The organism is Bacteroidota bacterium, from assembly GCA_016720935.1.
Lineage (GTDB): Bacteria > Bacteroidota > Bacteroidia > AKYH767-A > 2013-40CM-41-45 > JADKJP01.
The window spans coordinates 1,129,706-1,155,123 of record JADKJP010000006.1 but is presented as its reverse complement, the minus strand read 5'-3'; the positions used below and the strand labels follow the sequence as shown (position 1 = coordinate 1,155,123).

Here is a 25,418-nt window from a genome sequence, read left to right as displayed (position 1 = left end):
ACTCTATGAAAAAAATATCGCCCCTTGAATTGCTTTTTGCTTTATTAAGCTTTGTACTCCCACTCATTTTATTTTATATTACCAGCTCAAGCGCATTAATGTTTGATGATTCCGCTGAATTCGCGTTAGTTGTTAAACTCGGTAGCATCGCTCATCCTCCGGGTACCCCTGCTTATGTTGCAACGGGTATGATCTGGGAAAAGATCACCGGTTTGTTGGGAATGCCAATTATCGTATCTCTCACATTATTTTCATCTCTATGTATAGCGACTTCCAGCCTTCTGTTGTTTTTTACTTTTAGAAAATTACTTCTTGAAATTTCCAGTCATCAGAAAAATAATTTCCGTTCCGGATTCATACCCTTCTTTGCTGCAACCAGTTTTGCAACCGGTGCAACAGCCTGGGCATGGGCGAATACCGTGGAAGTCTATGCTTTTCAGGTGTTATCGATGGCAATCGTTTTGTTTGGACTCACCCATTATCATTTCAACAGAAAATATTTCTACCTGGTGATCGGAGCAATTGGTCTTGCTATGGGATTATCCAATCACCATCTTACAATGATCATGTTTCTTCCATTTACACCTTTCTTTTTTCTGGATACACTTTTTAAACACAAACTTGCGCCGAAACAAAATGAGAAGGACAAAAATAAACGTAAACAAAAAACAACAGGCCCGGGATTTGTCAGTCAGTATTTCAGCATACTTCAAACTAAAAGCTTTCTGTTGCTTACAGGCATCACTGCAGGTATAACTCTTCTTTTTTACGGATGGATGTTTTTGCGTGCACAGCAGGAATATCCGTTCATGTTTGGCAAACCGGATACGATCAGCAGTATGATTTACCATATGAGCGGTGGTTCCTATTCCAAAAACATTTCGAACACCTCCAAGAAAATTATAGAGGCACGTATCCCCTTCTTCCTGAAATTAACAGTAATGCAGTTGTTCCTTTTCTTTCCCTTTTTTCTTTTGGGAATTTCTACCCTTTGGAAAAGAAAAAATTTCAGGGTACTCAACATGATCCTTCTCTTTTTCTTATTCCTGTTTGTGTATCAGCTCAACAACAATCAATGGGCAAGTACCGACGCTTACATGCTGCTTCCTTTTTTAATGTTGAGTGTCGCGGTCTTTTTCGGGATCTATGAATTTTATGATCGCTTCAAACTTGCATTTGTATTGCCCTTATTTTTACTGGGACAAATAAGCTATAACTACGCAGATCACAACCGGAAAACATATCCTGTAAGTTCGGATCTGATGCATCTTTTAGATGTGTCAAGTCCCAAAAACAGTATAGTTTTAATCTCCGACTGGTCCACAGTGATCCAGTATTATTACTACAGAATTGCCGAGAACTTCAGACCGGACCTGGTGGTATTGAATTACGATTTAAAATTCACTCATTACCGGATTCTTCCTGTGCTCTATCCGGATTTTTATAAAAAGATCCAAAAGGAATACGATGGGTTCATTGATGCCTTGCGTGCAGAACACCCTGAACAAATTGAAAATACCGGTTGTGACCTCAGCACTACTACTCTTGTAAATTCATTCCGAACCGTACTTGCAAAAATGCAGGCTGTCGCGGCTGAAGAAAACCGGGCTTTCCTGACAGATCCTAAATGCCATTATTTTTATTCCAATCAAAAACTTTACGATCCGAAACGTTATGTTTCCGGCTGTTTTTCATCCTCAGTCCCGGGTGATTCACTCAGTGCTGCAGAATTTTTAAGAATGGATTTCCCATTCATCAATTCCAAATTACTTTTTACAGATGCCGGAGCAATTGATAAGATGGTAGATTTCCAGGCGATGCTGGATCAGCACATATTTTATTACCAGGCAAATAATGACAGTGTGCGAATGGGACAAGCCTTGAAAGCAAAAGACCATGTATTGGCCTTGCAAAAAGAAATTAAAAGGTCGATGTCGTTTGCTTTCTCCGTGAAGTAAATTTCTGCCTTACTTCAAATTATTTTTCATCAAAAAAGCTTCAATAGCCAGTTTGTAGGAATCCAGGCCAAAGCCGGCAATAACGCCCAGGCAATTTTTAGCCATGAGAGAGACATGACGATAATCTTCCCTTGCGTACACGTTTGAAATGTGAACTTCAATTACGGGAGTCCGGATGGCAGCCACTGCATCAGCCAAAGCGACGGATGTATGTGTGTATCCACCTGCATTCAGAATGATCCCATCCACAGTAAATCCCTGTTCATGGAGCATATTGATGAGCTCCCCTTCGACATTGCTCTGTCTGAACTCGAGTGAATGATCCGGAAACAGGTTTTTCAGTTTTTCAAAATAGTATTCAAAAGAATCAGTTCCGTATACATTGGTTTCCCTTTGTCCGAGCAGATTTAAATTGGGGCCGTTCAGGATGAATATTCTCATTGGATTACTTTCTTCTTGAGGCGAAATTACTCACAATTATTCAGAAGCGTATGTGGAAAAGTTTTTCAGTACTGGATTGATCCGAGCGCTTGAATGTTCAACTTTGACTAAGGTCCTAAAAAGCATCCTTTGAGCTGGAAATCATACATAAATGGATTCAAATCCTACCTGAAACTGGAACGTTCCCTTTCCGGAAATTCCGTGGAAGCATATATGCATGACATTGCTCTGCTTGATCAGTACTTGCAACTCAACTCATTAGCACATACTCCGGCTGATTTAAAACTGGAGCATTTGCAGGATTTTCTGAAATGGATCAATGAACTGGGTCTGAGCGCCAGGTCTCAGGCAAGGATAATTTCAGGCATAAAAGGATTTTTCAAGTACTGTCTGATGGAAAATCTGATCTCAAATGATCCTTCCCAGCTTCTTGAAACACCCAAGCTGGGCCGAAAATTGCCGGATACCCTGAGCATTGAAGATATCAACAAACTGGTTGCAGCCATTGATTTGAGCAAACCGGAAGGCGTACGAAACAAGGCTATTCTGGAGACCTTGTACAGCTGCGGACTACGTGTTAGCGAGCTGGTAAATCTGAAAATCTCTAATCTGCACCTTGAAATCGGATTTGTAAAAGTTACCGGAAAAGGTGACAAAGAACGTTTGGTGCCTATTGGCAGTGTCGCCATCAAGCACATTAAAATTTACATGGATGAAATTCGTTGTCATCTTACCATTAAACCGGGTAATGAGGACATCATTTTCCTGAATCAAAGAGGAAGCCAACTCAGCCGGATTATGATTTTCACCATCATCAAACAACTCGCTGAAAAGATAAATCTGAAAAAAAGTATTAGTCCGCATACTTTCAGGCATTCCTTCGCAACACACCTGATTGAAGGTGGCGCTGATCTGAGAGCTGTGCAGGAAATGCTTGGTCACGAGTCAATCACTACTACAGAAATTTATACTCACCTCGACAGAGACTATCTCCGTCAGTCCATAATCAAACATCACCCCCGCGCATGAATTTAACGCGCTTCATTTCTTCCTCTTTCTTCCCCCAAACTTCAATGAATGGATGGAATGTGTCCGACTTTATGAAAAATAGAAAACGAAAATTTCTTCCGTTCTGCCTATTGTCTTTGTACTTCATGGTAAATACTGTATCCGCCTCTGAAATCCGCTCTGAATTTGATTATTATGGAGGTGATACACTGGAATTTTCAGGGTACACATGGGCCGTTAAGGAGTCATTCGACAAACATACAGGTCCGGGCAGAAATTATTTTTCAGGATCAAAAGAGAATGTCTGGGTTGATGAAGACGGTAAGCTCCATCTCAAACTTCGTTACAAGAATGATCGCTGGTATTGTTCAGAGGTTCAAATGTTGAAAAGTCTGGGATACGGTAAATATGTTTTCTTCATTGACCGCTTGCCACAACCTTTGGACAAAGATGTCGTCATTGGATTGTTTATGTACGATCATACCGACACGAGCAATTTCCACAAAGAAATTGATATTGAATTTTCGAAATGGGGTAAAGATGTTGATCTGAATACTCAATACGTTATTCAACCTTATGAAGAAAAAGCATTTCGTTTTGATAGCGATCTGAACCGTCCTACCCGCCACGAATTTTCCGTCAGAAAAAAGAAAATCACGTTCAATTCCAGATACGAACATGGAATAAATCCGGACAGTGTCGGGCAAATTTACAAGGACTGGAAATACAAACCTGACCAGGCATACAAAACAGGCCATGAAAGAGTCAGTATCAATGTATGGCTGTACAAAGCTTCCGAGCCTTCTAATCTGAAAGAAATGGAAGTCGTTATTTCACGTTTTGAATTTACTCCATACAAGATGGAGCGGGTCAAACCAACACTTCCCAAACTGAAGAAATCGAAAAAATCACAGGAGAAATAAGGTGAAAGGAATAATTTCCATTACTCTTCTGGTGGTGGCGAATTTCTTTATGACTTTCGCATGGTACGGGCACCTGCAATTCAAAAAATGGAATATTTTACAGGACACCAGTCTGCTTGGAATCATTCTTATCAGCTGGTTTATCGCTTTGTTTGAATATTTGTTTCAGGTTCCGGGAAATCGCATCGGACATGAGTCAAATGGTGGCCCTTTCAATTTATTTCAGTTGAAAATGCTTCAGGAAGTGATTACCCTATGTGTTTTCACCGTTTGCACCGTATTCATTTTCAAGACCGACAAATTGCAATGGAATTATCTTGTCGGATTTTTCTTTATGATCCTGGCTGTTTTTTTCGTTTTTAAGAAATGGTGAAGTGTTGATATTATTTCATTTCGTGTTAAAAATTAAATCGGTTCCGCCTCAGTACAGAAAACTTTGAAAGCCTTTTCCCCTATCTTTGGGCCGCAGTAAATTACCTGAATTATGACGGATTTTGAATTCAATAAAAACGAGGATAGCATGCGTCTGCTTGTTGACCAGCTAAAATCGAAACTGAGTAAAATTGCCCTGGGCGGGGGAAAAAAGAATGCCGATAAACAACACGAACAGGGAAAACTTCTCGCGCGTGAACGAATCGAATACCTCATCGACAAAGGAAGTTCCTTTCTTGAAATTGGAGCCTTTGCCGCTGAAGGAATGTATGAAGAATATGGCGGATGTCCTGCTGCAGGCGTTGTTGTCGGACTCGGATATGTTTCCAAAAGACAATGTGTCATTGTTGCCAATGATGCGACCGTAAAAGCCGGTGCCTGGTTTCCGATGACCGGAAAGAAAAATCTGCGAGCTCAGGAAATTGCAATCGAAAATCGCTTACCAATCATATATCTCGTCGATAGTGCCGGTGTTTTTTTACCGATGCAGGATGAAATTTTTCCGGATAAAGAACATTTCGGAAGAATCTTCCGGAATAATGCTGTGATGTCATCCATGGGAATTATTCAGGTTGCCGCGATTATGGGGAGCTGTGTAGCCGGAGGCGCTTATCTTCCTATCATGTCGGATGAAGCAATGATAGTAGACAAGACCGGTTCTATTTTTCTTGCAGGATCTTATCTGGTGAAAGCTGCAATTGGTGAAGACATCGATAATGAAACCCTAGGTGGAGCAACAACCCAATGTGAGATTTCAGGAGTAACAGATAATAAATATCCTGATGATAAATCTGCACTAGACCATATCAAGAATATTTTCAGCAAGCTTGGTGAATTTGAAAAAGCCGGATTCAACAGAGAAAAAAGTGTTGCTCCGCTGAAAAATGTAAAAGATCTGTATGGTATCGTACCTACTGAAGCTTCAAAGCAATACGATATGCACGAGGTTATTTACCGCCTCGTTGACAACAGTGAGTTTGATGAATACAAAGACAAATACGGACAAAGCATCATTTGCGGTGTCGCACGCATTGATGGATGGGCGGTTGGAATTGTTGCCAATCAACGTAAAGTTGTAAAGAGCAAAAAAGGTGAGATGCAATTCGGTGGTGTGATTTATTCCGATTCAGCGGATAAAGCCGCACGTTTTATCATGAATTGCAACCAAAGAAAAATTCCTTTAGTGTTTTTGCAGGATGTTACCGGCTTTATGGTAGGATCCCGAAGCGAACAAGGTGGGATCATCAAGGATGGAGCAAAAATGGTGAATGCCATGAGCAATTCTGTCGTTCCTAAATTCACTGTGATCATTGGCAATTCATACGGTGCAGGGAATTACGCGATGTGCGGAAAAGCATATGATCCCCGACTGATTGTTGGCTGGCCCACCGCGCAAATCGCGGTGATGGGTGGTGCTCAGGCTGCGAAAGTTCTTTTGCAAATCCAGGTGAGCGCTTTGAAATCCAAAGGCAAAGAAATTACCAAAGAAGACGAAACAGAATTACTCAAGAAAATTACAGACCGATACAATAGTCAGATCTCCCCATATTACGCCGCATCACGCATGTGGCTCGACGCAGTTATCGACCCCACAGATACCCGCAAATGGATTTCCATGGGCATCGAAGCCGCGAACCATGCTCCTGTTACCAAGGCGTATAATGTGGGAGTTATTCAGACTTAGTTGTTGGTTGTTGGTTGTTGGTTGTTGGTTTTTAGTTGTTAGTGGTTAGTTGTTAGTTGTTAGTTGTTAGGTGATAGATGTTAGATGTTGGATTTTGGATTTTGGATTTTGGATTTTGGATTTTGGAAATTTAGCGAGTCAGCTAATCTCTAAATAACAGGAAATATTGAATTATTAATTTACATCAGCAACAATAACTAATTTATAAATATTACCTCCAAGCACCAAGCACTAACCTCTAAGCACTAAGCACCAACCACTAAGCACCAACCACTAAGCACCAACCACCAAGCACTAACCACCAAGCACTAACCACTAAAAACTAAACCCCGCCATGGCTCTCCTCGATAAAATAAACAAAGTCAAAGAATTCCACCACACTTTCGGATTGGATTATCATGAATCACCCAATGCACTGGTTGAAGAACGAATCGTTCAGCTGCGTCATCGTTTGATGCAGGAGGAGAATGATGAATATCTGGAAGCTTGCGAGCAACAGGATCTGACCCTGATCGCGGATGCTCTCGGTGATAAATTGTACATTCTTTTTGGAACCATTATCGCTCATGGTTTGCAGTACAAAATCGAAGAGGTATTTGATGAAATTCACCGCAGCAATATGAGCAAGCTCGATGAACATGGAAAGCCCATTTACCGCGAGGACGGCAAGATCCTGAAGAGCAACCGCTACTTTTTACCGGATATTAAAGGGGTGTTGGAGAAATAGTTAGGCGGCTTTTAGGGGACGAGGTACTTTTTAGAGTGACGGGGGACTATTGGGAGGGACTTGGGACGAGGGACTATTTGTAGTGACAGGGGACTTGGGACGAGGGACGGTTGGAAGTGACAAGGGACTTTGGGAGTGACGGGGAACTTGGGACGAGTGACAATCCAATAAAAACCACGGACTTTGAACTTCGAGCCTCGAACTTTTAAAATTATATTTTTCGTGATTTTTATATAAAAAAAGAGGGTTTTTACTACCTTTACGCCTCTTTGAAAAAATCCAATTGATTTATCAGCAATGATTAAAATTACTTTTCCCGACAAGAATGTCAGGGAATACCCTGAAGGTACGACCTCCCTTGAAATTGCTAAAAGCATTTCTGAGGGTCTGGCAAGAAATGTTATTGCAGCAAAAGTGAATGGTGAAGTCTGGGATGCTACGCGCCCGATCAAAGCCGATTCAACATTGCAACTGCTCACGTGGGACGACCGCGAAGCGAAGTCCACCATGTGGCATTCATCTGCTCACCTCATGGCTGAAGCTCTGGAGTTTTTCTATCCGGGAATTAAATTCGGTATTGGTCCTCCAATTGACAATGGATTTTATTACGATGTAGATCTGGGAGGACAAGCAATTTCCTCTGAAGATTTCAAAAAGATCGAGGATAAAATGATCGAACTTGCGAAGCAGTCGAACAAATATATCCGCAAAGAAATTTCGAAAAAAGAAGCTATTGATTATTTCAAAGAGAAAGGTGATGAATACAAACTTGATCTTTTGAATGATCTTGAAGATGGTACCATCACCTTTTATCAGCAGGGAAATTTCATTGATCTCTGTCGTGGTCCGCACATTCCGGATACCGGTTTGATCAAGGCTGCCAAGCTGATGAACATCGCCGGTGCATATTGGAGAGGCGATGAAAAGAACAAACAGCTTACCCGTATTTACGGTATCACCTTTCCAAAAAAGAGTCAGCTGGATGAATATATCACCATGCTGGAGGAAGCCAAGAAACGTGATCACCGGAAGATTGGTAAGGAGATGGAGATTTTCACATTTGACGATGATGTCGGTCCGGGCTTACCCTTGTGGATGCCCAATGGCGCTGTGATCATCGAGCAATTGGAAAAACTCGCGAAGAAAACCGAACAGGATGCAGGATACCAGCGTGTGCGGACTCCGCACATCGCGAAGGAATCCATGTACCTCACCAGCGGACATCTTCCCTACTATGCCGATTCGATGTTCCCTCCCATGGAGATGGATGGTGAAAAATATTATCTGAAGGCGATGAACTGCCCTCATCACCACAAGATCTTCAAGGAACTGAATCCAAGTTATCGTGATTTACCGATTCGTTTGGCTGAATACGGAACCTGCTACCGCTACGAACAAAGCGGTGAGCTTTTCGGATTGATGCGCGTACGCTGTCTGCAAATGAACGATGCCCACATTTACTGCACCCGTGAACAGTTTGCTCAGGAATTTAACGCGGTGAATGAAATGTACCTGAAGTATTTCAAGATCTTCAACATCGATAAATACGTGATGCGTTTCTCAACGCATGAACCTTCCAAGCTTGGAAAGAAATACGTTGACAATCCTGAACTCTGGAAACAGACAGAAGATATGGTTCGTCAGGTATTGATCGATTCCAAAATTCCGTATATCGAAGTGCCTGATGAAGGTGCTTTCTATGGTCCAAAGATCGATGTTCAGGTATGGAGTGCGATCGGAAGAGAATTTACATTGGCAACCAACCAGGTTGACTTCGCGGTTCCGGCACGATTTGGTTTGACCTACAAAAACAACCAAAATCAAATGGAAACGCCCATTTGTATCCACCGTGCACCCCTTGGAACCCATGAGCGCTTTATCGGATTTTTGATCGAACATTTTGCAGGAAACTTCCCTATCTGGCTGGCTCCCAAGCAAGTAAGCATACTTCCGATCAGTGAACGATACAATGAATACGCGAAAAAAGTTTTACAATTGCTTATAAATTCCGATATTCGCGGGCTCCTTGACCAGCGGGATGAAAAGATAGGTAAGAAAATCAGGGATGCAGAGATGAAAAAAGTACCTTATATGTTGATTGTAGGGGAAAAAGAATTTGCTGAGAATACAGTTTCCGTACGAAAGCACGGTGGTGGTGACCTCGGAACTTATGCTATCTCAGACTTCGCTAAATTAATTCAGGATGAGATTACTAACATCCTGGATGTAAAGTAAAAAACGAAACACAATTATATTAACAAGGAGGATACTATAGCAACGCAAAGTAATAACCGGCCACCACGTCCAATCTTTAACCGCCCGCCCTTTCAGCGAAGAGGTCCGGTGAAAAAAGAAGCTGAACACAACATCAATGAACACATTCGCGCTCTCAAGGTGCGTTTGGTTGGAGAAAATGTTCAGGCTGATGTTTATACCCGGGAAGACGCAATTAAGCTCGCGAAAGAACTGGAACTCGATCTTGTTGAGATCGTTCCAACTGCCGATCCACCAGTCTGCCGAATTGTCGATTATCAGAAATTCCTGTACGACAAGAAGAAGAAGGAAAAGGAAATGAAGGCCAAGCAGGGCAAGCAGGTTGTGAAAGAAGTCCGCTTCGGTCCGAATACTGACGAACACGATTTCAACTTCAAGGTAAAGCATGCAATGAACTTCCTTGAAGATGGCAATAAAGTGAAAGCATACGTTCACTTCAAAGGACGTTCAATCGCATACAAAGAAAAAGGAGAAATTATCCTTCTAAAATTTGCTCAGGCGCTTGAAGAATACGGAAAAGTAGAACTGCTGCCGAAGTTGGAAGGAAACAGGATGTTCATTCACCTCGCTCCTATTCCAAGAAAGAAAAAGTAAGAAGCTTGGGTAATTCCGGCCTCATCGAATTGAATTTCTAATACCAAAATTAATATACGACGTAATGCCAAAAATGAAGACCCACTCCGGAGCCAAGAAACGCTTCAAGCTTACCGGCACCGGAAAGATCAAGAGAAAGCACGCATACAAGAGCCACATCCTTACCAAAAAGACAACAAAACAGAAGCGTAACCTTACGCATGCTGGTTTGGTTTCTTCAGGTGATCAGGACAGGGTTGCAAAAATGCTGGTGTTGAAATAACACTTGCTTTCAGGATCTCTAAACCTCAATTATTTTTTAACCCGACAAAAAGCACTAAGATTTCCGACAGACCGGAAACGCTTCCGTCAAAAACCAACAAACAATGCCACGTTCAGTCAATGCCGTCGCGTCCAGAGCACGGAGAAAAAAAATGTTCAAACTCGCTAAAGGTTACTGGGGAGCGAGAGGTAACGTATTAACAGTTGCCAAAAATACAGTAGAAAAAGGTTTAGGTTATGCATACCGTGACCGTCGTACCAAGAAACGTAATTTCCGCTCACTGTGGATCATGCGTATCAATGCCGGAGCTCGTGAGCATGGATTGAGTTATTCAGAACTCATGGGTAAAATCCATGCAAAAGGTCTGGATCTCAACCGTAAAACACTTGCCGATCTTGCACTGAATCATCCACAGGCGTTCAAAGCCGTAATTGATTCTGTTAAGTAACTACGCCATAGTTTTTAGTGAATCAATGACAAGAAGAGGGAACCGAAAGGTTCCCTTTCTTTTTTTGTACTGTACCCGTTGTTACCAGAAAAAAGAAATGCTTACCTCTCACCTAGCATTTGCAGTCGGTCGATGGCCATTTTGTAAGTAGGAAAAATACCGAGCGCTTTTCGATAGTCCGCAATGGCCTCCTTATTGTCTCCCTTGAATTCATAAGCCAGCCCGCGATTGTAATACGCTTCTACGTAATCCTTATTGATTTTAATCGCTTCGGTAAAGCGCTCTATCGCGGTGTTGTAATCCTTCTTGTAGACAAGTGCGATGTACCCAATATTGTAATGCGCATCTGCATATCGCGGATCGAGTTTTAAGATCACTTTGTAATCTCCAATCGCTTTGTTGAACTCTCCGATATTCTGTAAAAACAAGCCGCGATCATAGAGTGCTTCCGTACTGGTCGGTCGCAGACTCAATGCGTTTCCATAGTAATCCAGCGCAAGTTTGTTTTTTAATGCTGCATATAAATTCCCCAGCTGAATGTGCGCGTCATAATTTTCAGGTTCAAGTTCCACCACTGTTTCAAAACTCGACAAAGCCTTTGCCGTGTCACCGGATTCCTTGTACACAAAGCCTTTCAGGAAGTATGGTTTTGATTTTTTTTCGTCGATTTTCAATGCTTCGTTCGCGTAAGAAATGGACTTCGCATATCCTTTGATGTAGAGATAAATTTCAGCAAGCTTAAGATTGGCCTCAAGATTTTTCGGATCGAGTTTCAGACATTTCTCATAGGCTTCCACAGATTTTCGGATTTGCAGTCCGCGGAAGCTGACATCCCCGAGCATCAGGAAATATTCAATCTTCGAGGAGTCAAGAAACGCAGCTTTGCTTGCATCCGCGAAGGCTTGCTGGATCAGGTTTTTCTCCAGGTCTATTTTGCTTCGCTGATAATAAGCATCCGCATTGCCCGGATCTTTGGCGATCTTCTGATTCAGTTGATAGAAGACATCATCTTTATTCAGAGTGTCGGTCTTTTCTTTTTCACCATTTGCATCATTACCGCTCTGTCGACAGGATTGAAAGAGCAATCCGGCTATGATGAAGGATAAATAAACCAGTTTTAGTTTAGACATAGTTTGAAATAAAAAAGCCGCAAAACAATAACCTGGCAGGTTATGTTTTACGGCCGAAAAATACGAATTATAAGTTCTGGTTTCAGGATCAATTCCGATTCCAAGGAACCCAATCAAACTATTGGGAAATCAATGATGCCTTCCCATCACTAGCTTGAATACCTGTGGATCCGAATTGATTCTCAACCGGCTGCTGCAGCCTCTCTGAGAGCTTCGCGGATCTTGAGTTCCAGTTCCTCAGCGAGTTCAGGATTATCGTTCAGGAGCTGCTTCACAGCATCTCTTCCCTGTCCTAGTTTGGTATCACCATAGCTGAACCAGGAGCCTGATTTCTTGATGATGCCTTTGTCGACACCGATATCCACGATCTCTCCCATTTTAGAAATACCTTCTCCGTACATGATGTCGAATTCAGCAATTCTGAATGGAGGAGCAACTTTATTCTTTACAATTTTCACTTTTGTACGGTTACCAACGATGGCTTCACCGTCTTTCAATTGTCCGATACGACGGATATCCAGACGCACGGAAGCATAAAACTTCAAAGCGTTACCACCGGTAGTAGTTTCAGGATTTCCGAACATCACACCAATCTTTTCACGGAGCTGGTTGATGAAAATACAGCAGCAACCCGTGCGGCTGATGGTACCTGTTAATTTACGCAATGCCTGAGACATCAAGCGAGCCTGAAGACCCATTTTGCTTTCTCCCATTTCGCCTTCGATTTCAGCTTTTGGGGTAAGTGCTGCGACAGAGTCAATGACAAGGATATCAATAGCTCCTGAACGAATCAGATTTTCCGCAATTTCAAGCGCCTGCTCTCCATTGTCAGGCTGGGAGATCAGGAGATTCTCCAGATCAACGCCAAGTTTCTGAGCATAGAAGCGGTCGAAAGCATGTTCCGCGTCAATGAAGGCGGCAATACCACCATTCTTCTGCACATTGGCGATCGCGTGAATCGCGAGTGTTGTTTTACCCGAAGATTCCGGACCATAAATCTCAACGACCCTTCCTTTTGGAAGTCCGCCTATACCCAATGCATTATCTAAAGAAATCGAACCTGTGGAAATGGATTCAACCTGTTCAACCGCCTCATCACCCATCTTCATGATGGTTCCTTTACCATAGGCTTTTTCGATTTTGTCGATGGTAAGCTGTAGTGCTTTTAATTTTTCTTTTACCGTTTCTTTTACTTCTGCTGTTGCCATAGTTTATAAATTTGATATTTGATGTTTGTCCTGTTTTCTTCCTTTTTTGCCAAAATTCGATAAAAACCTGATTTTTAAGCAATCAAAGCGAATGATTGTATTCCAACCAAACCCCTCTCTAACAAAAGTGTGAAAACTTTCCTTTGCAAATACACCTGTTGAGAAATTTTTTAATTTAATCTCCTTCAAATCTGATGAAAGCCCCGAATCAAGCGGAATTCCAAGGGTTTAATTTTTATTAAGGCATGGAAATAAAGCGATGAAAATGGACATGCTCCGATGCCTCCTGATTTGTTAAATCAGACTTCCATTGATTGGAACATTGCGACACTTTCGAAATAATCAGGATATCGAGGTCCCCTGGAGACTACGAAATTATCAGCTTGAAATTTCAGGAAAAGCCGGAAGCAAATTGGACATCGCATAAATGCTGTTGCATAAAATGAAACTGATCAGATAGAAGCTTCAATGAGCTTTTGAAGAAGCATTAATTTGTAAAAACTAAAGCAAACCAACAGGAAATATAAAGGAGCATTCGAAAAAGACCTGAAAAATTCTCTGATGTTTTATTATTTTTGATCGTACTTCAAACGATTTCAATGATTCCCATTTTTATTTATATCCTGATCCCGCTCTTCTTCCTTCTCATTTATATTTTAATGGGAATAAAAATGAAAAAAGAACTGCAGAACAAAGCTCCCTTACTGGAATGGTTTCTCGTTTTTGTAAACTATGGAGGACTCCTCCTTTTTACTCTCACAACGCTTTATTGGGTGTGGTCAGGACTCGCTTCCGTAGGAACATTTTACCTGATTATCGGCGCTCCTGTGGTCATGGGAATTATTGCCTACCGTCAGCGCAAAAAGAGAAAAGAATCAGTTTATTACCGTTCACTATTTTATGTAGCACTCTCCTATTTCGTGATTGCTCCCTTGGTCATTATCATTCTCGCATGGACAGAATAAACCTTTGATAAGAATGATGCGATCAAATTATTTGAAAACGTATTTCGCCTTGCTCACAGTAACAGCCGGTGGCAATTGATGTGTTTCAAAATAATCGTAACCGGTTTTAAGGTTTTGCCAGAAGCTGTACCATTCCAAACCGGCATGAGCTTCCATTTTTTCACTGGTCATTCGAAATGGATAAATCTGCACCTGAAAGGATGATTGTCCGCCTTCAAAAGCTTTCGTTATGACTGTAAATATTTCTTCAATCCGCGCATCCGTCATGGCATAACAACCAATGGAAACACAATTTCCATGAACCATGATCGCGCTTCCGGTAAAATGATGGGCTCTGTCGTACGCATTCGGATATCCGATATTAAATGCAAGATGATAATCACTGGATGGGTTCAGCTGTTCCGGATACACAGTATAAAAACCCTCGGGAGCCTGTCCATCGCCAACTTTCTTCTTGGAACCCAGTTCACCGGAGAAAGTACAAATCGGATAGGATTTAAACATCGAGAATTTACTTCCCTTTTTAATCCATAATTCCAGTTCCTTTTCTTCCTTAAAAATTCGAATGCATACAGCTTGTCCGAGAGTCAGGCCTTTGGCATTAGATTCTTTCAATAAGATGGGAGTTTGTCTGGCAATGACATCCTTGCTCCTTTTACTGGAAGGAATTTTAGCCGATGAACCTGTTTCCGGTAAAATATTGAGCAGAAGAAAACAAATTAATACAGAATGGAAGGCAGTAATATTCTTCATAAAAAATAATTTATTCAAAGATTCAACGGTGATGTCTAATTTGACCCCCCCCCCCCCCCCCCCCCCCGCCCGCCCCCTCCCCTCCCGCCCGCGCTTCCCCCCCCCCCGCGCCGCCCCCCCGTGCCCCCCCCGCCGGCGCCGCCCTCGGGGCCCCCCCCGCGCCCCCCCCCCCGGGGGTCCGCGCCCCGCCCCCCCCGCCGGGGGCCCCCCCGCCCCCCCCGGCCTCCCTGGGGGTCCCCTGGGGGGGTTGGTGGGGCGCCCTTGCCTGCCGGTTGCCCCCCCGGGGTCCCCTTCCCCCCGCCCCTCCCCGTGTTGTTTTTTCCTCCCCCTTTTCCCCCCCCCCCCCCCCCCCCCCCCCCGCCCCCGCCCCCCCCCCCGCGGCCCCCCCCCCCCCCCCCCCCGCCCCCCCCCCCCCCCCCCCCCCCCCCCCCCCCCCCCCCCCCCCCCCCCCCCCCGGCCGCCGGGGGCCCCCTTCTTTCTCGGGTTTTTTGCGGGGGCGCTTGCGGGGCGCGCGCCTCTTTTCCTTTTGTTTTTGTCCCCCCCCCCCTTCCTCCCCCCCCCCCCCCCCCCCCCCCCCCCCCCCCCACCCCCCCGGGGCCCCTGGGCCGGGCCCCCCCCCCCCCCGCCCCCCTCCCCCCCCCCGGGCCCCCCCCCCCCCCCCCGGCCCCCCCCCCCCCCCCCCCCCCCCCCCCCCCGGCCCCCGGCGGGGGGGGGGGGCGGGGGGGGGGGGGCCGCCCGCCCCCCCCCCCCCCCCCCCCCCCTTCTCCTTCCTTCTTCCTCTGATTCTCTGTTCCCCCCCCCCCCCCCCCCCCCACCCCCCCCCCCCCTTTTGGCGGGGGGGGGGGCCCCCCTTCCTCGCTTTCCCTTGGTTTGGGGGGGTTTTTGGGCGGGCCAACTCCCCCCCCCCCCTTCCCCTCCCCCGCCCCCGCCGCCGGCGGCGCCTTTTTCCCCCCCCCCCGGGCCACCCCGCTTCACTATTGATGAATTTTAATATTTTTATAACGGATTAATAAAATTTTATTGTCAAAATATTAATAAAATTTCAAATGCGGTTTTCTTTTATCTATCTCCTTTTGGTTTTTGCGATTTTCTCCTGCAAAAATGGCAATGAAAACACTTCGGATTCAAAACAAATTCAGGATAAAATGAATGCAAATCCTTTATTAGGAAAATGGCGCGGCACCGACCAGGACGGACTTGGCGCCTTTGTAATGCTCGGAGAAAACGGAAAGGCTGTTTTTTACGATGGCGATGTAACGTATACAAATACCGAAAATACAATTACCATCACTGAGCAGGGACAAACGCTGGTACTGAATTACACATTGAACGGTGACCACCTGGAACTGAGCAACACGGAAAACGATATCAAACTTTCACTGCAAAGAGATGTCTCTGCGGCTGTCGCTCCCGGAAATACACCACCGGAAAGCGGTAATACCGAAGGAGGAAGTAACGGTTACATCGGCACCTGGACCGGAAAAAGCGGCCGACTCGTGATTCGTGAAAATGGTACACTTCAATTGGGTGGCGCTGAAATGAATTACAGACTTGAAGGTAATGTCATGCATCTGGAAAATAAAACCAACAAATCAGATGTTGAATTGAACCTGGAAGGAAACCAATTATCCGTGACAGGTGTGAATGGCAGTGGCCAAAGGGTTACTGAAGTCTTCAGCAAAGGTGAATCAAACAAGGAAGCCGGTGGTACAACCGAAATCGCCGGAAGCTGGATGCAAATGAGCACCACTTCCACGAACTCCGGAGCAATCAGTTACCAGAATGTACTGACCTTAAATCCGGATGGTACTTTTCAATACGGTTCCGAAGGCTCGATGGATTATTCCGGCAACTCCGGCGCGGGCGGTGTTTCACATACAGCTTCCAATTCCGGTACATGGAATTATGACGGTACGAACTTGTATTTGAATGGCAATGCGATGAGATGCGAAAAAGGATATTACAAAAATGATCCCGCCTTGATCATCAACGGAACCTATTATGCAACAAGGATACAGCGGGCCGGCTGGTAATGAGTAATCTTTTTCAAATAATCTCCTTTCGATTTCACTCTTATGGAAATACAAAAATCCTTCAACGATAAAGATAATCCGGCGGTACTGAAGATCATCCTGGCAATTGGCATTGCATTGTTGCTGATTGGAGCGATATTGGTTTATTTAAAATTAGAAAGAGAAAAGAATTATATCCATACAACAGGAACCATCGTCGGTTTTCTTCCTGACAAATACAACAGGCCCTGTCCGCTCCTGATCTCTCCTGAATCTCCTGATACGGTATTGATCGAAGTGGATGGATGGTATACCTATCGGCAAGGCGAACACATTGATTTTCTTCTTCACAAAACCGACCCTACTCTTTCCAAATTCGAAACACCATTTATTGAAAAATGGTTGTCCAGTGCTTTGATTTTATTTATGGGTTTTGCTTTTGTGGTTGTGCCGTGGATTATAATGCGGAGAAAAAGTAACATGTGAAGTTGGTTGCAATAGTTCTTTTTCGCGCAAAGGCGCAAAGGGATTTTTTTTAACAAGCCTGTTTGAGGATGTATTCGAGCATTGTTTGTTAATCTCTACGCACCCTTATTTACATCACATTCTAACAGCAACATAGAAAAGATTATGAGGAAAGTGATAAAACAAGAGTCAATTTACTCTATATCCTTTAATATAACAAAATTCCCAACTGCCCCCAATGTTGATACTCGTACCACCTCCCTGTTGGTAGAATATTGCGAAAAACTCAACCTTATCTCCTGCGTTTAGAAAAAGCGATCCGCTTAAGTTAGTATTTTCATAGTTTACACCTGTTTTTCCAAATCCTTGAGCTCCATTCCATCCGGTCACACCTGCTTTTCGCATACCAAACTCAATTTGGTTTGTAGATTGCCCGTTCCAAAATAATTCACCATAGAAAAAGTAGACACCGCTTGTTGGAGCAGTAAATAAACTGGAATCTTCGTCGTATGCATTTCCAATATTGACCATAGTGGTATCAAAAATAACCCTATGCACTCCACCAGCAGGTATCGTTTGTTGCCCGGATGTTTTGTATGCTTCAAAATATACCTGCCCGGCTGCTGGCACTTTCCAACTCGCATTCCCACTCGCATCACTCGTTAAAACTTTTCCGTCACCTTGCGTGCCATCTGTGATGCGCAGGTTGCCCGTGTTTGTTATACGCATTCGCTCCTGATAATTAGTATTGAAAACGATATTTCCATTTTCAAGATTGTCCACTTTCAGATCATTTCCGTTTAACCAAATGGCTGAGCCATCATTAGCAGTGGAGCCACTTGTACTATTTGTAAGGAGCAACATGGGATCCGTGTCTTTGTGCAAATGAAGTTGCGCATCGGGTGTAGTGATACCAATTCCCACATTACCAAGGCCATTTACAACCATCCTGTCATCACCCTTTACGTGAAATGTCAATGCGTTATTCAGATTACTCCAGCCGACAGCGGAACGAAGCGTGTCATTTTGCATATAGTAACTCCAGGCAGCACCAGTTGCTCCACTACTAATTGCATTCACAGCATCGCCATTGCTTTTCATATGAAGTTGGTATTGCGGGCTACTTGTCCCAATACCGACGTTTCCGCTATTATTATTATAGATATCATTTCCGGTAACCGTCCATTTATTATCATCTGAAGTGTTTGAATGCAGCGCATAAGGTACACTAAGCAAAGCCGAACTCCCCATCATCACATAAGCACTTCCCCCGGCGGGATCCATTTCCACCTGTAGCCAGGGAGTGATTGTGGCCCAGGGAATGGAAGAAAATATTCCGCTCACAACAGTTCCATTACCTACACCAAGTGTAAACAAACCAAACTGGTTGGTTGTAACGGTATGTGTTTCCTGGTAAAGCGTTGCCCCCGCGCTTCCATCCGTAATAGAAATACGAATGCCTACTGATTGATTTGCAAGGATGGCCCCTGAAGTATTACGGGCGACGGCTTGATAGTTGAGACTTTGTGGAGTCTGCGCCAAAGATACAAGTGCAGAGAAAATGAATAGAGTGAGAAGGTATAATTTTTTCATATGAATGAATTATTATAATCGCTTTTAATTTATTTCTGACTTATTATAGTAATAATCATTGATATATATTACAAACGATGCATAGGTCGTAGATATCTTTAAAACATTCCCACCCGACAATCTACAACAAGCTTCCTAAGGGAAGACTACACGTAGAGGAGTTTGTGTTTAGCAGTGATACAAACCTTATTTAATTTGCTTTCTTTTGATTTAATGTGCAAGCGACCCGAAGCGGGCTGGGGCGGAATGAAGCATGTTGGCGGGATGGATTAAACGTATGCGTGTCTTGCATAACATTCCGCCCAGCGGGGGGTAATAAATATCACGGGCATCTAATTGGTTTAATGTTTATGCTATCAGTGCAAGGATCTATACTAACAGTCACAACTGATATTTCGCCTGTTTCCTCATTTCTCCTCTGGAAATGTTGAAAGAACAATTCATCTATTTCACAATGACTAAATGGTGAAGTACCTGAAATTTTGCCCAATAACTTAGGAAGTTTTTCTTGCTCCTGTGAAACCCACCAAAAAACATTAACTTTTAAATTATGAAAAAGTTCATCCGAATCTTCTTTAATTAGCATTCTGCCATGAAGGTTTATTAAGTCACCTTCTGATATTGCTGTTTCTGATTCTCCACTCACATTTTGAGCAGTTGGTGAAGATGGTTGGGAAGTACCTACAACCACCAGTCCACCAATAGTAGCACCAGCTAATGTAACAGCACCAACAATTGCAATAAAAACTAACAATGCAACAATAATTGCTGCCGAACATCCCGTGCCCCAAGAAGCAAAGCATCCTGCCGCTGCCAAGACTCCTAAAACAACCGCACTAATAACAAGTGCTGCAATTGCCAAAATTACCACAAAGGCAATAACAGCACCAATTAAAGCACCTTTTGCAACATCACATACTCGTTGAGTAAAAAAATAACAACGAAGTATTTCAGATCTTCTATCGCTTTCTTCATAAGTACAAAATACATCTGCACCATTACTTTCAACTACATCCCAATATCTCATTCTAACGACCACATCTATGCTATCATGATTTGCTGTCCAAGGAAATATCCAAGCTATACTCCAAATGCTACTAAAATCTGATTTTATACTATTAACTACACCAGTAACACATTCCTTGGTACCTTTCATTTTCATCAATGACCCATCACTAGTTACCACAACCGGTTCTTCGGTACACTGGTCATACCAGGCAATTCCGACCCATGCGATAATTGCCAAACCAACTAAAATTGCAGAAAGAGACAAAATAAAAATAATTATTGGAAAGGGTAAATCCTTTATGCTAATCAATTTCCCAAAAATCCCTAGTATGCTTGCGATAAAACCGATAACGCTAGCTGTTTGGGTCAAGGCGGATGGAACAGTACTATCATTTATTTGACCACACGTTGGTCGGCATTCATCATTACAGTTTGCCATAGCTTTATTTTTTATTTACTAAATAATTTAATTTACAAAGAATGAAGCCACATAACGCACCTACAAACATCCCAATGACCCATGCCATTGTGAATTGATTAATCCATTTTGTGATAAACACAGTAAGAAAGCAAACGACAAGGCAATTAAATAATGTAGGAAATGCTATTGAGCCAAGCGAAAATCTAATACGAATCAATAAAATAAATAAACAAATAAACCAAGCTAAAATCGCAAGTAATAATGAAAGTTTCAAAGCCATTGTATCCGTTAAAAAAAAATCTTTATACGCCCAAGCTAAGTTTGAAATGATAAAACCACATATTGTTCCGGAAATAAAACCTACATTTCCGCAAATTCCAATTCTACTTAGAATAGGTGTAAAAATCATCAAAATTCTTTTTAACAAATTCATGCTATCAATATTTAGAATTTTTAATTATTAATCCAAACTAATCTTGTTACCCCACCAATCAAATCTCCATTTGAAGACCTTCCAATAATTGAAATAGATTTATAAAGCAAATTCTCTGAAGTGCCGACCATATATTCTGGGATTCTTATGTGAATACTTACAGTAATTTGTTCGAATGGTGAATAAGTTCTAATCAGTCCTTGGTCAATGGTTGTAATTAAATCAGTTGGCAAAATGCTTAATTGAATATCTCTATTTGAATGAAAGTCATTGATAACCGGAAATGAGAATATAAAATCTTTCCCTGATTCTGTTGTATAAGCTCCGTCATGCACTTGTGCACCATAATTATTAATCCGATTCGAGTCAAAAGGATGCTCTAATTCTAGGTGAACTCCTAATCTTTGTTCACCCCTTAAAGTGGTTTGATGAAGTGGAAAAAGCAATTCAATCTTGCTTCTTGCCCCGATACTAAAACGCATCGAAGATTTTAATTCTCTTTTTGTTCCTATTCCATAAGGTGAAGTATAAAAATGAGCTAATGCATTAATCGCAGGGACATCTGATAAATTTCTAACAATGAATGTTGCTTCTCTTTTTAGTTTAAATGGGCCCCAATCATTTGTTGAAATATCTGGACTATCCCAAGAAGGAACTCTGCCATTTTGAATTTCTTCTAGTTGGCTATAAATTGCCAAATCAGGTTTTTTCATAGGAACTGAAGGTGTAAAACTGTTGCAAACACTTTTCCCATAATTCTTTATTTTGCCTCCGCATTTACATCCACTAAAAATTGTAAATTTTCCATTTGTCTTTGTTAAAATGTAAGCCATTATCTTTTTGTTTTTATAATGCATAAATCCTTTCAATAAACCTTATGAATGTTTATCCTTGTCTCCCCATTATTTGTCCAGATTTTAAAATTATCTCCAGAGTTATTAAGAGCTTTAAATCTAATATTGTCTCCTGCAACGAGTTTTATATCTAAACTAATCATAATGCTGAAATATCCCGCATCTGAATTAAATGCCGCGTCAGAAACATAAATATTATTTTTAAAAATACCTAACCATACTTTTCCTGGAGAACTTCCTGAGTATCTCAATAATAGAACAAGTGCATCGCAATGATAAATCCCACCTGATGGTGCTGTGAATATTCCGGTTAATGGATCATAATTATTACCACCATCATCATAAAATTCATTTTTAAAAACAACTGTTTGATTGGAAAAGGAATGGAGTGAATCATTTATGCTTTGCCCACCTGAATTGTCTGCGGAACAAGCAACTGCACTCGGTAAATTCATCCAACTCGCATTTCCATTTGCATCACTTGTTAAAACTTTATCTGCACCCTGTGTTCCATCCGTTAATTTAAAGGTACCGTTTACATCAAGTGTAGCAGAAGGAAGAGTTTGGTTAATACCAACCCGTCCGGGCGAAGGTGTTACGGACATCACTGTTGCAATTCCATTGCTGCTGCTGCCATAGCCCAATACAATCCCGTTGCTCGAATCAAAATAATCACCACCGCTAATCACTAATTTGTTTCCCAGCGTTCCAAGCCCTGTTACATTATTAGGATTGCCGCTGTATTTCAAAACAACTTTATCTCCATCAGAGTTTGAGAAACTCAAGGGTCCGTAAGGACTTGTGTTCCCGATGCCAACTTTTCCGGTATTGGTGATGGTCATGCGGTTGGTGGAGTTGGTATAAAAATCAAGACCATATTGATTCGTTGCTGTCGTGCGGTTGCTGGCAATGCCTTCTCCGCTTCCGTTTCCGAAGGTGAGACCATTACTCAGTGTTCCTGCATTGGTATTTGCATTGTCCAGATTGAGATTGTTCTGAACGCTGAGGTTGTTCTTAGCAGCAACATCACCGGTAAAACTCCATTCGAGCGAATTCGGCATGCCGGTGGTTCCGAGGGCGCCGCCATCGAAACCGAAAAGGTTGGGGCCGTTGAGTGTCGCATCGAATTTCAATCCATGGTTGGGATCATTGCCGGCTCTTAACAGAAGTGTGCTGTCGTTAAGGGCGATGTTGCCTTTCACATCCAGCTTTGCAAGTGGAGATGTGTTTCCGATTCCAACATTCCCGGTATTGCTGTTGGAGATATTGTTACCATTGGTCGTCCAGCTGTTTGAACTTGTACTCGCCGGTGTCCATGCGCTTCCGTTCCATTGGAGTACTTGTCCGCTTGTCGCGCCCTGCTGAGCAATATCCAACGGTGCTCCCGCCGTTCCATCTCCACTCAGACGAGGTGTGATATTCACTCCGCCGCTGCTGCTGGAAGTATTGTCGGTAGAAGGAACCCAGGTACTTCCGTTGTATTTTAAAACCTGCCCTGATGCGGCGCCTGTCGTAGTGACATCACTCAAATTGTCAAGCGCTGTCACCGTATTGCTGATTGTCGTTCCGGCAATACTGATTCCTGTTCCCTGTGTGTAACTGGCATTGTTATCACTTGCAGGCGCCCATTGTGTACCGTTGTATTTCAGGACCTGTCCATTCGATGGGGATGTTGCAGAGATAGTTGTATTCCTGATTTTTGCAACAGTTGGATTCGGATAAGTTCCTGACAAATCACCGTTCGCGGTTGTACCGGTGGTGATGTCATCATTTCCATTGGTATCACCCGTATTGGAAATGACATTTCCGGCTATGTTAATACCGTTGCCTGCCGTATAAGTCGTATTGCTGTCAAGCGCAGGAGCCCAGTTGGTTCCGTTGTACTTGAGCACTTGTCCGGATGCAGCTGAAGATGAATTTACATCCGTCAGATCATTCAATGCCATATTGGTCGCTACATCAGAGGTATTTGCTTTCTGCGCCTGTAAGGCATAGGGCACACTGAGCAAAGCCGAACTCCCCATCATCACATAAGCACTTCCTCCGGCAGGATCCATTTCCACCTGTAGCCAGGGAGTTATTGTGGCCCAGGGAATAGAAGAAAATATTCCGCTCACAACAGTTCCATTACCTACACCGAGTGTAAACAAACCAAACTGGTTGGTTGTAACGGTATGTGTTTCCTGATAAAGGGTTGCTCCTGCGCTGCCATCCGTAATAGAAATACGAATGCTTACTGATTGATTCGCAAGGATTGCGCCTGTAGTGTTACGGGCGATGGCTTGGTAGTTGAGACTTTGGGGAGTCTGTGCCATTCCGGTAATCACACAAAAAATGATACTAAGGAGAAGATTGGCTTTTTTCATACGGAGTGATTTATTATTTGATAATGATGGCAATAGAGGAGCTTCTATTAATACCTCTTGGGTTGCAATTTTTGGTGCTAAATAGATCCTAGGTACAACTCGCTATAACTCACCCTACAATCAATAGCTACCAACTTGGTTGAAAGATAAGTCGACTTGCCCCCCCAAAAAAAACTACACCATTTTTATTCTACATAGCTTTGCCAACTTCTTAATGTTATTAATGTTGACTTTGTTCATAGCTATTATTTCTTTATTAATTTTTTTAATTGATTCTACATCGTAACCTTGCTTTTTTGCTAATTCAGTTGAAATGATTTGCATTACTGGTCCCTTTGGCCCATTCTTAGGAACATTTATAACGATTAGCCAGCCACCTGGTCCACCAACTTTCATTTTCCCCCATTCACCAATTTTTTGCAACAAAGAAATTTCTAAATTTGAAATATCTAACATATTGGCAGGACCAGTCGAAGAAGTTGTATCGGTGGTTTTATCCAGACTAGTAACAATTAGTCCTCTTCCTTTTGTCATAATTGGAAAATCCCGTTCCCATTTTAATCTTTGAAAATTCACTGTTCCTGCAAAGTCACGAACCATATTTATGTCTTTTGTCAGAACTATAAAGGCTTGTCTCCAATGCTTAGGAGAATTTGAGACAGATGGAATCCTGACACCTTCATGATTAATAAAATCTTGTATCGTTAACACTACTTTTGTTGCTGTCCAATTATAATCGTCTATGCGATTGGGATTGCGAAGGATAAAAAAATCGCCAACATCTTCTGGACCCTTAAGTCCCATAAGGTAAAGATCAAGATCAGAATAAGTCATATCTTCAATTGGTCGCACAATTATTCGAAATCTTCCTGGTTCGACTTCAATCCAACTAAATCTATCATAAGCCATCGGAGAACTGTCATCGTCAAGAAATGAAGACCAGTGACCGGGATATTGAGAATTAATATGATCATCCATTTCCTCTCCAAGTGCTGGCCCTGTACTCGGGTTTCTGTAATGTGCAAATGCGGCAAACTGATGTCCCCATTCTTGTCCCATAGTGTGGCGCCAAGTTTGAAATGCCCATTGTGCCATAACATGATATCCTTGTAGTTTCGTAGTTCCCCATCTACTACGAGTGTCCCTTTGCTCTAATCCTATGCCTAATACATTGTTATAGATTTGACTAAAATAAGGACCATCGGATGGCATACCGCTATGTGTGTCTAAAAAAAATGTAATTTGATCGTAAAGATCTCCATGACTCGTTCTAAATAATTGATAAGCACGTTCATAATTCACAGAATTAGTTACGCCATCATTTACAACTAAACTACCGTCGTCTTCAATAACACATACAACTTCAAAATCTTGAATTTTTGCATTTGACATAATATCAAGTATTTGTTACCTACTCTTCTTCGGATTTTCGGCCACCTCCGTATTTATATCTCGAGTT

General features: G+C 42.6%; 23 protein-coding genes. 13 read left to right on the top strand and 10 right to left on the bottom strand.

Annotation, left to right across the window (positions count from 1 at the left end; genetic code table 11):
* The first annotated feature begins 5 nt into the window (after positions 1-5).
* The gene (locus IPP86_12960) at positions 6-1,958 is read left to right on the top strand and encodes a DUF2723 domain-containing protein (GenBank protein ID MBL0139417.1); all 1,953 of its coding nucleotides are present in this window, start codon (positions 6-8) and stop codon (positions 1,956-1,958) included.
* A 9-nt stretch (positions 1,959-1,967) separates the two neighbouring features.
* On the opposite strand, the gene IPP86_12955 is transcribed toward IPP86_12960, so the two are convergent.
* A complete protein-coding gene (locus IPP86_12955) occupies positions 1,968-2,399 on the bottom strand; it encodes a 3-dehydroquinate dehydratase (GenBank protein MBL0139416.1) in 432 nt (143 codons plus the stop codon).
* Positions 2,400-2,528: 129 nt separating this feature from the next.
* Here IPP86_12955 and xerD point away from each other — a divergent pair, with 129 nt between their 5' ends.
* The 9 genes from xerD (at position 2,529) to rplT (ending at position 10,751) form a co-directional block, all read left to right on the top strand.
* Positions 2,529-3,428 (top strand): site-specific tyrosine recombinase XerD, encoded by a 900-nt coding sequence (gene xerD, locus IPP86_12950; protein MBL0139415.1) that lies wholly within the window; start codon positions 2,529-2,531, stop codon positions 3,426-3,428.
* Positions 3,429-3,553: 125 nt separating this feature from the next.
* The gene (locus IPP86_12945) at positions 3,554-4,330 is read left to right on the top strand and encodes a hypothetical protein (GenBank protein ID MBL0139414.1); all 777 of its coding nucleotides are present in this window, start codon (positions 3,554-3,556) and stop codon (positions 4,328-4,330) included.
* A gap of 1 nt (position 4,331) precedes the next feature.
* Positions 4,332-4,703, top strand: coding sequence for a DMT family protein (locus tag IPP86_12940; GenBank protein MBL0139413.1), 372 nt, complete (start codon positions 4,332-4,334; stop codon positions 4,701-4,703).
* Positions 4,704-4,814: 111 nt separating this feature from the next.
* Positions 4,815-6,446 carry an acyl-CoA carboxylase subunit beta gene (locus IPP86_12935; GenBank protein ID MBL0139412.1) on the top strand — a complete coding sequence of 544 codons (1,632 nt, stop codon included), beginning with the start codon at positions 4,815-4,817 and terminating at the stop codon, positions 6,444-6,446.
* A 334-nt stretch (positions 6,447-6,780) separates the two neighbouring features.
* Complete coding sequence (locus IPP86_12930; GenBank protein MBL0139411.1) at positions 6,781-7,173, top strand: nucleoside triphosphate pyrophosphohydrolase family protein; 393 nt, start codon at positions 6,781-6,783, stop codon at positions 7,171-7,173.
* A gap of 297 nt (positions 7,174-7,470) precedes the next feature.
* Positions 7,471-9,408: a threonine--tRNA ligase gene (gene thrS, locus IPP86_12925; GenBank protein ID MBL0139410.1), complete on the top strand. Its 1,938-nt coding sequence runs from the start codon at positions 7,471-7,473 to the stop codon at positions 9,406-9,408.
* Between the two features lie 72 nt (positions 9,409-9,480).
* Entirely contained in the window at positions 9,481-10,041 is a 561-nt protein-coding gene (locus IPP86_12920; GenBank protein ID MBL0139409.1) for a translation initiation factor IF-3, read from the top strand.
* Between the two features lie 64 nt (positions 10,042-10,105).
* Positions 10,106-10,303, top strand: coding sequence for a 50S ribosomal protein L35 (gene rpmI / locus IPP86_12915; GenBank protein ID MBL0139408.1), 198 nt, complete (start codon positions 10,106-10,108; stop codon positions 10,301-10,303).
* Positions 10,304-10,406: 103 nt separating this feature from the next.
* The gene (gene rplT / locus IPP86_12910; GenBank protein MBL0139407.1) at positions 10,407-10,751 is read left to right on the top strand and encodes a 50S ribosomal protein L20; all 345 of its coding nucleotides are present in this window, start codon (positions 10,407-10,409) and stop codon (positions 10,749-10,751) included.
* Between the two features lie 101 nt (positions 10,752-10,852).
* On the opposite strand, the gene IPP86_12905 is transcribed toward rplT, so the two are convergent.
* Positions 10,853-11,881, bottom strand: coding sequence for a tetratricopeptide repeat protein (locus IPP86_12905; GenBank protein ID MBL0139406.1), 1,029 nt, complete (start codon positions 11,879-11,881; stop codon positions 10,853-10,855).
* 182 nt (positions 11,882-12,063) lie between these two features.
* Positions 12,064-13,089 (bottom strand): recombinase RecA, encoded by a 1,026-nt coding sequence (gene recA, locus IPP86_12900; GenBank protein ID MBL0139405.1) that lies wholly within the window; start codon positions 13,087-13,089, stop codon positions 12,064-12,066.
* 671 nt (positions 13,090-13,760) lie between these two features.
* Between recA and IPP86_12895 the strand changes: the two genes are divergently transcribed.
* Positions 13,761-14,054 (top strand): hypothetical protein, encoded by a 294-nt coding sequence (locus tag IPP86_12895; protein MBL0139404.1) that lies wholly within the window; start codon positions 13,761-13,763, stop codon positions 14,052-14,054.
* A 27-nt stretch (positions 14,055-14,081) separates the two neighbouring features.
* On the opposite strand, the gene IPP86_12890 is transcribed toward IPP86_12895, so the two are convergent.
* Positions 14,082-14,807 (bottom strand): murein L,D-transpeptidase, encoded by a 726-nt coding sequence (locus tag IPP86_12890; protein MBL0139403.1) that lies wholly within the window; start codon positions 14,805-14,807, stop codon positions 14,082-14,084.
* A gap of 1,046 nt (positions 14,808-15,853) precedes the next feature.
* Between IPP86_12890 and IPP86_12885 the strand changes: the two genes are divergently transcribed.
* Entirely contained in the window at positions 15,854-16,840 is a 987-nt protein-coding gene (locus IPP86_12885) for a hypothetical protein (protein MBL0139402.1), read from the top strand.
* A 42-nt stretch (positions 16,841-16,882) separates the two neighbouring features.
* Positions 16,883-17,305 carry a hypothetical protein gene (locus IPP86_12880; GenBank protein MBL0139401.1) on the top strand — a complete coding sequence of 141 codons (423 nt, stop codon included), beginning with the start codon at positions 16,883-16,885 and terminating at the stop codon, positions 17,303-17,305.
* Between the two features lie 168 nt (positions 17,306-17,473).
* Here IPP86_12880 and IPP86_12875 read toward each other — a convergent pair whose 3' ends face one another.
* The 6 genes from IPP86_12875 to IPP86_12850 form a co-directional block, all read right to left on the bottom strand.
* Entirely contained in the window at positions 17,474-18,877 is a 1,404-nt protein-coding gene (locus tag IPP86_12875) for a hypothetical protein (protein MBL0139400.1), read from the bottom strand.
* A gap of 322 nt (positions 18,878-19,199) precedes the next feature.
* Positions 19,200-20,324 (bottom strand): hypothetical protein, encoded by a 1,125-nt coding sequence (locus IPP86_12870; protein ID MBL0139399.1) that lies wholly within the window; start codon positions 20,322-20,324, stop codon positions 19,200-19,202.
* 4 nt (positions 20,325-20,328) lie between these two features.
* Entirely contained in the window at positions 20,329-20,739 is a 411-nt protein-coding gene (locus IPP86_12865; GenBank protein MBL0139398.1) for a hypothetical protein, read from the bottom strand.
* Positions 20,740-20,759: 20 nt separating this feature from the next.
* Entirely contained in the window at positions 20,760-21,572 is an 813-nt protein-coding gene (locus tag IPP86_12860) for a hypothetical protein (protein MBL0139397.1), read from the bottom strand.
* Between the two features lie 32 nt (positions 21,573-21,604).
* Positions 21,605-23,959 carry a hypothetical protein gene (locus IPP86_12855; GenBank protein ID MBL0139396.1) on the bottom strand — a complete coding sequence of 785 codons (2,355 nt, stop codon included), beginning with the start codon at positions 23,957-23,959 and terminating at the stop codon, positions 21,605-21,607.
* A gap of 174 nt (positions 23,960-24,133) precedes the next feature.
* Complete coding sequence (locus IPP86_12850; GenBank protein MBL0139395.1) at positions 24,134-25,351, bottom strand: hypothetical protein; 1,218 nt, start codon at positions 25,349-25,351, stop codon at positions 24,134-24,136.
* Positions 25,352-25,418 lie beyond the last annotated feature (67 nt).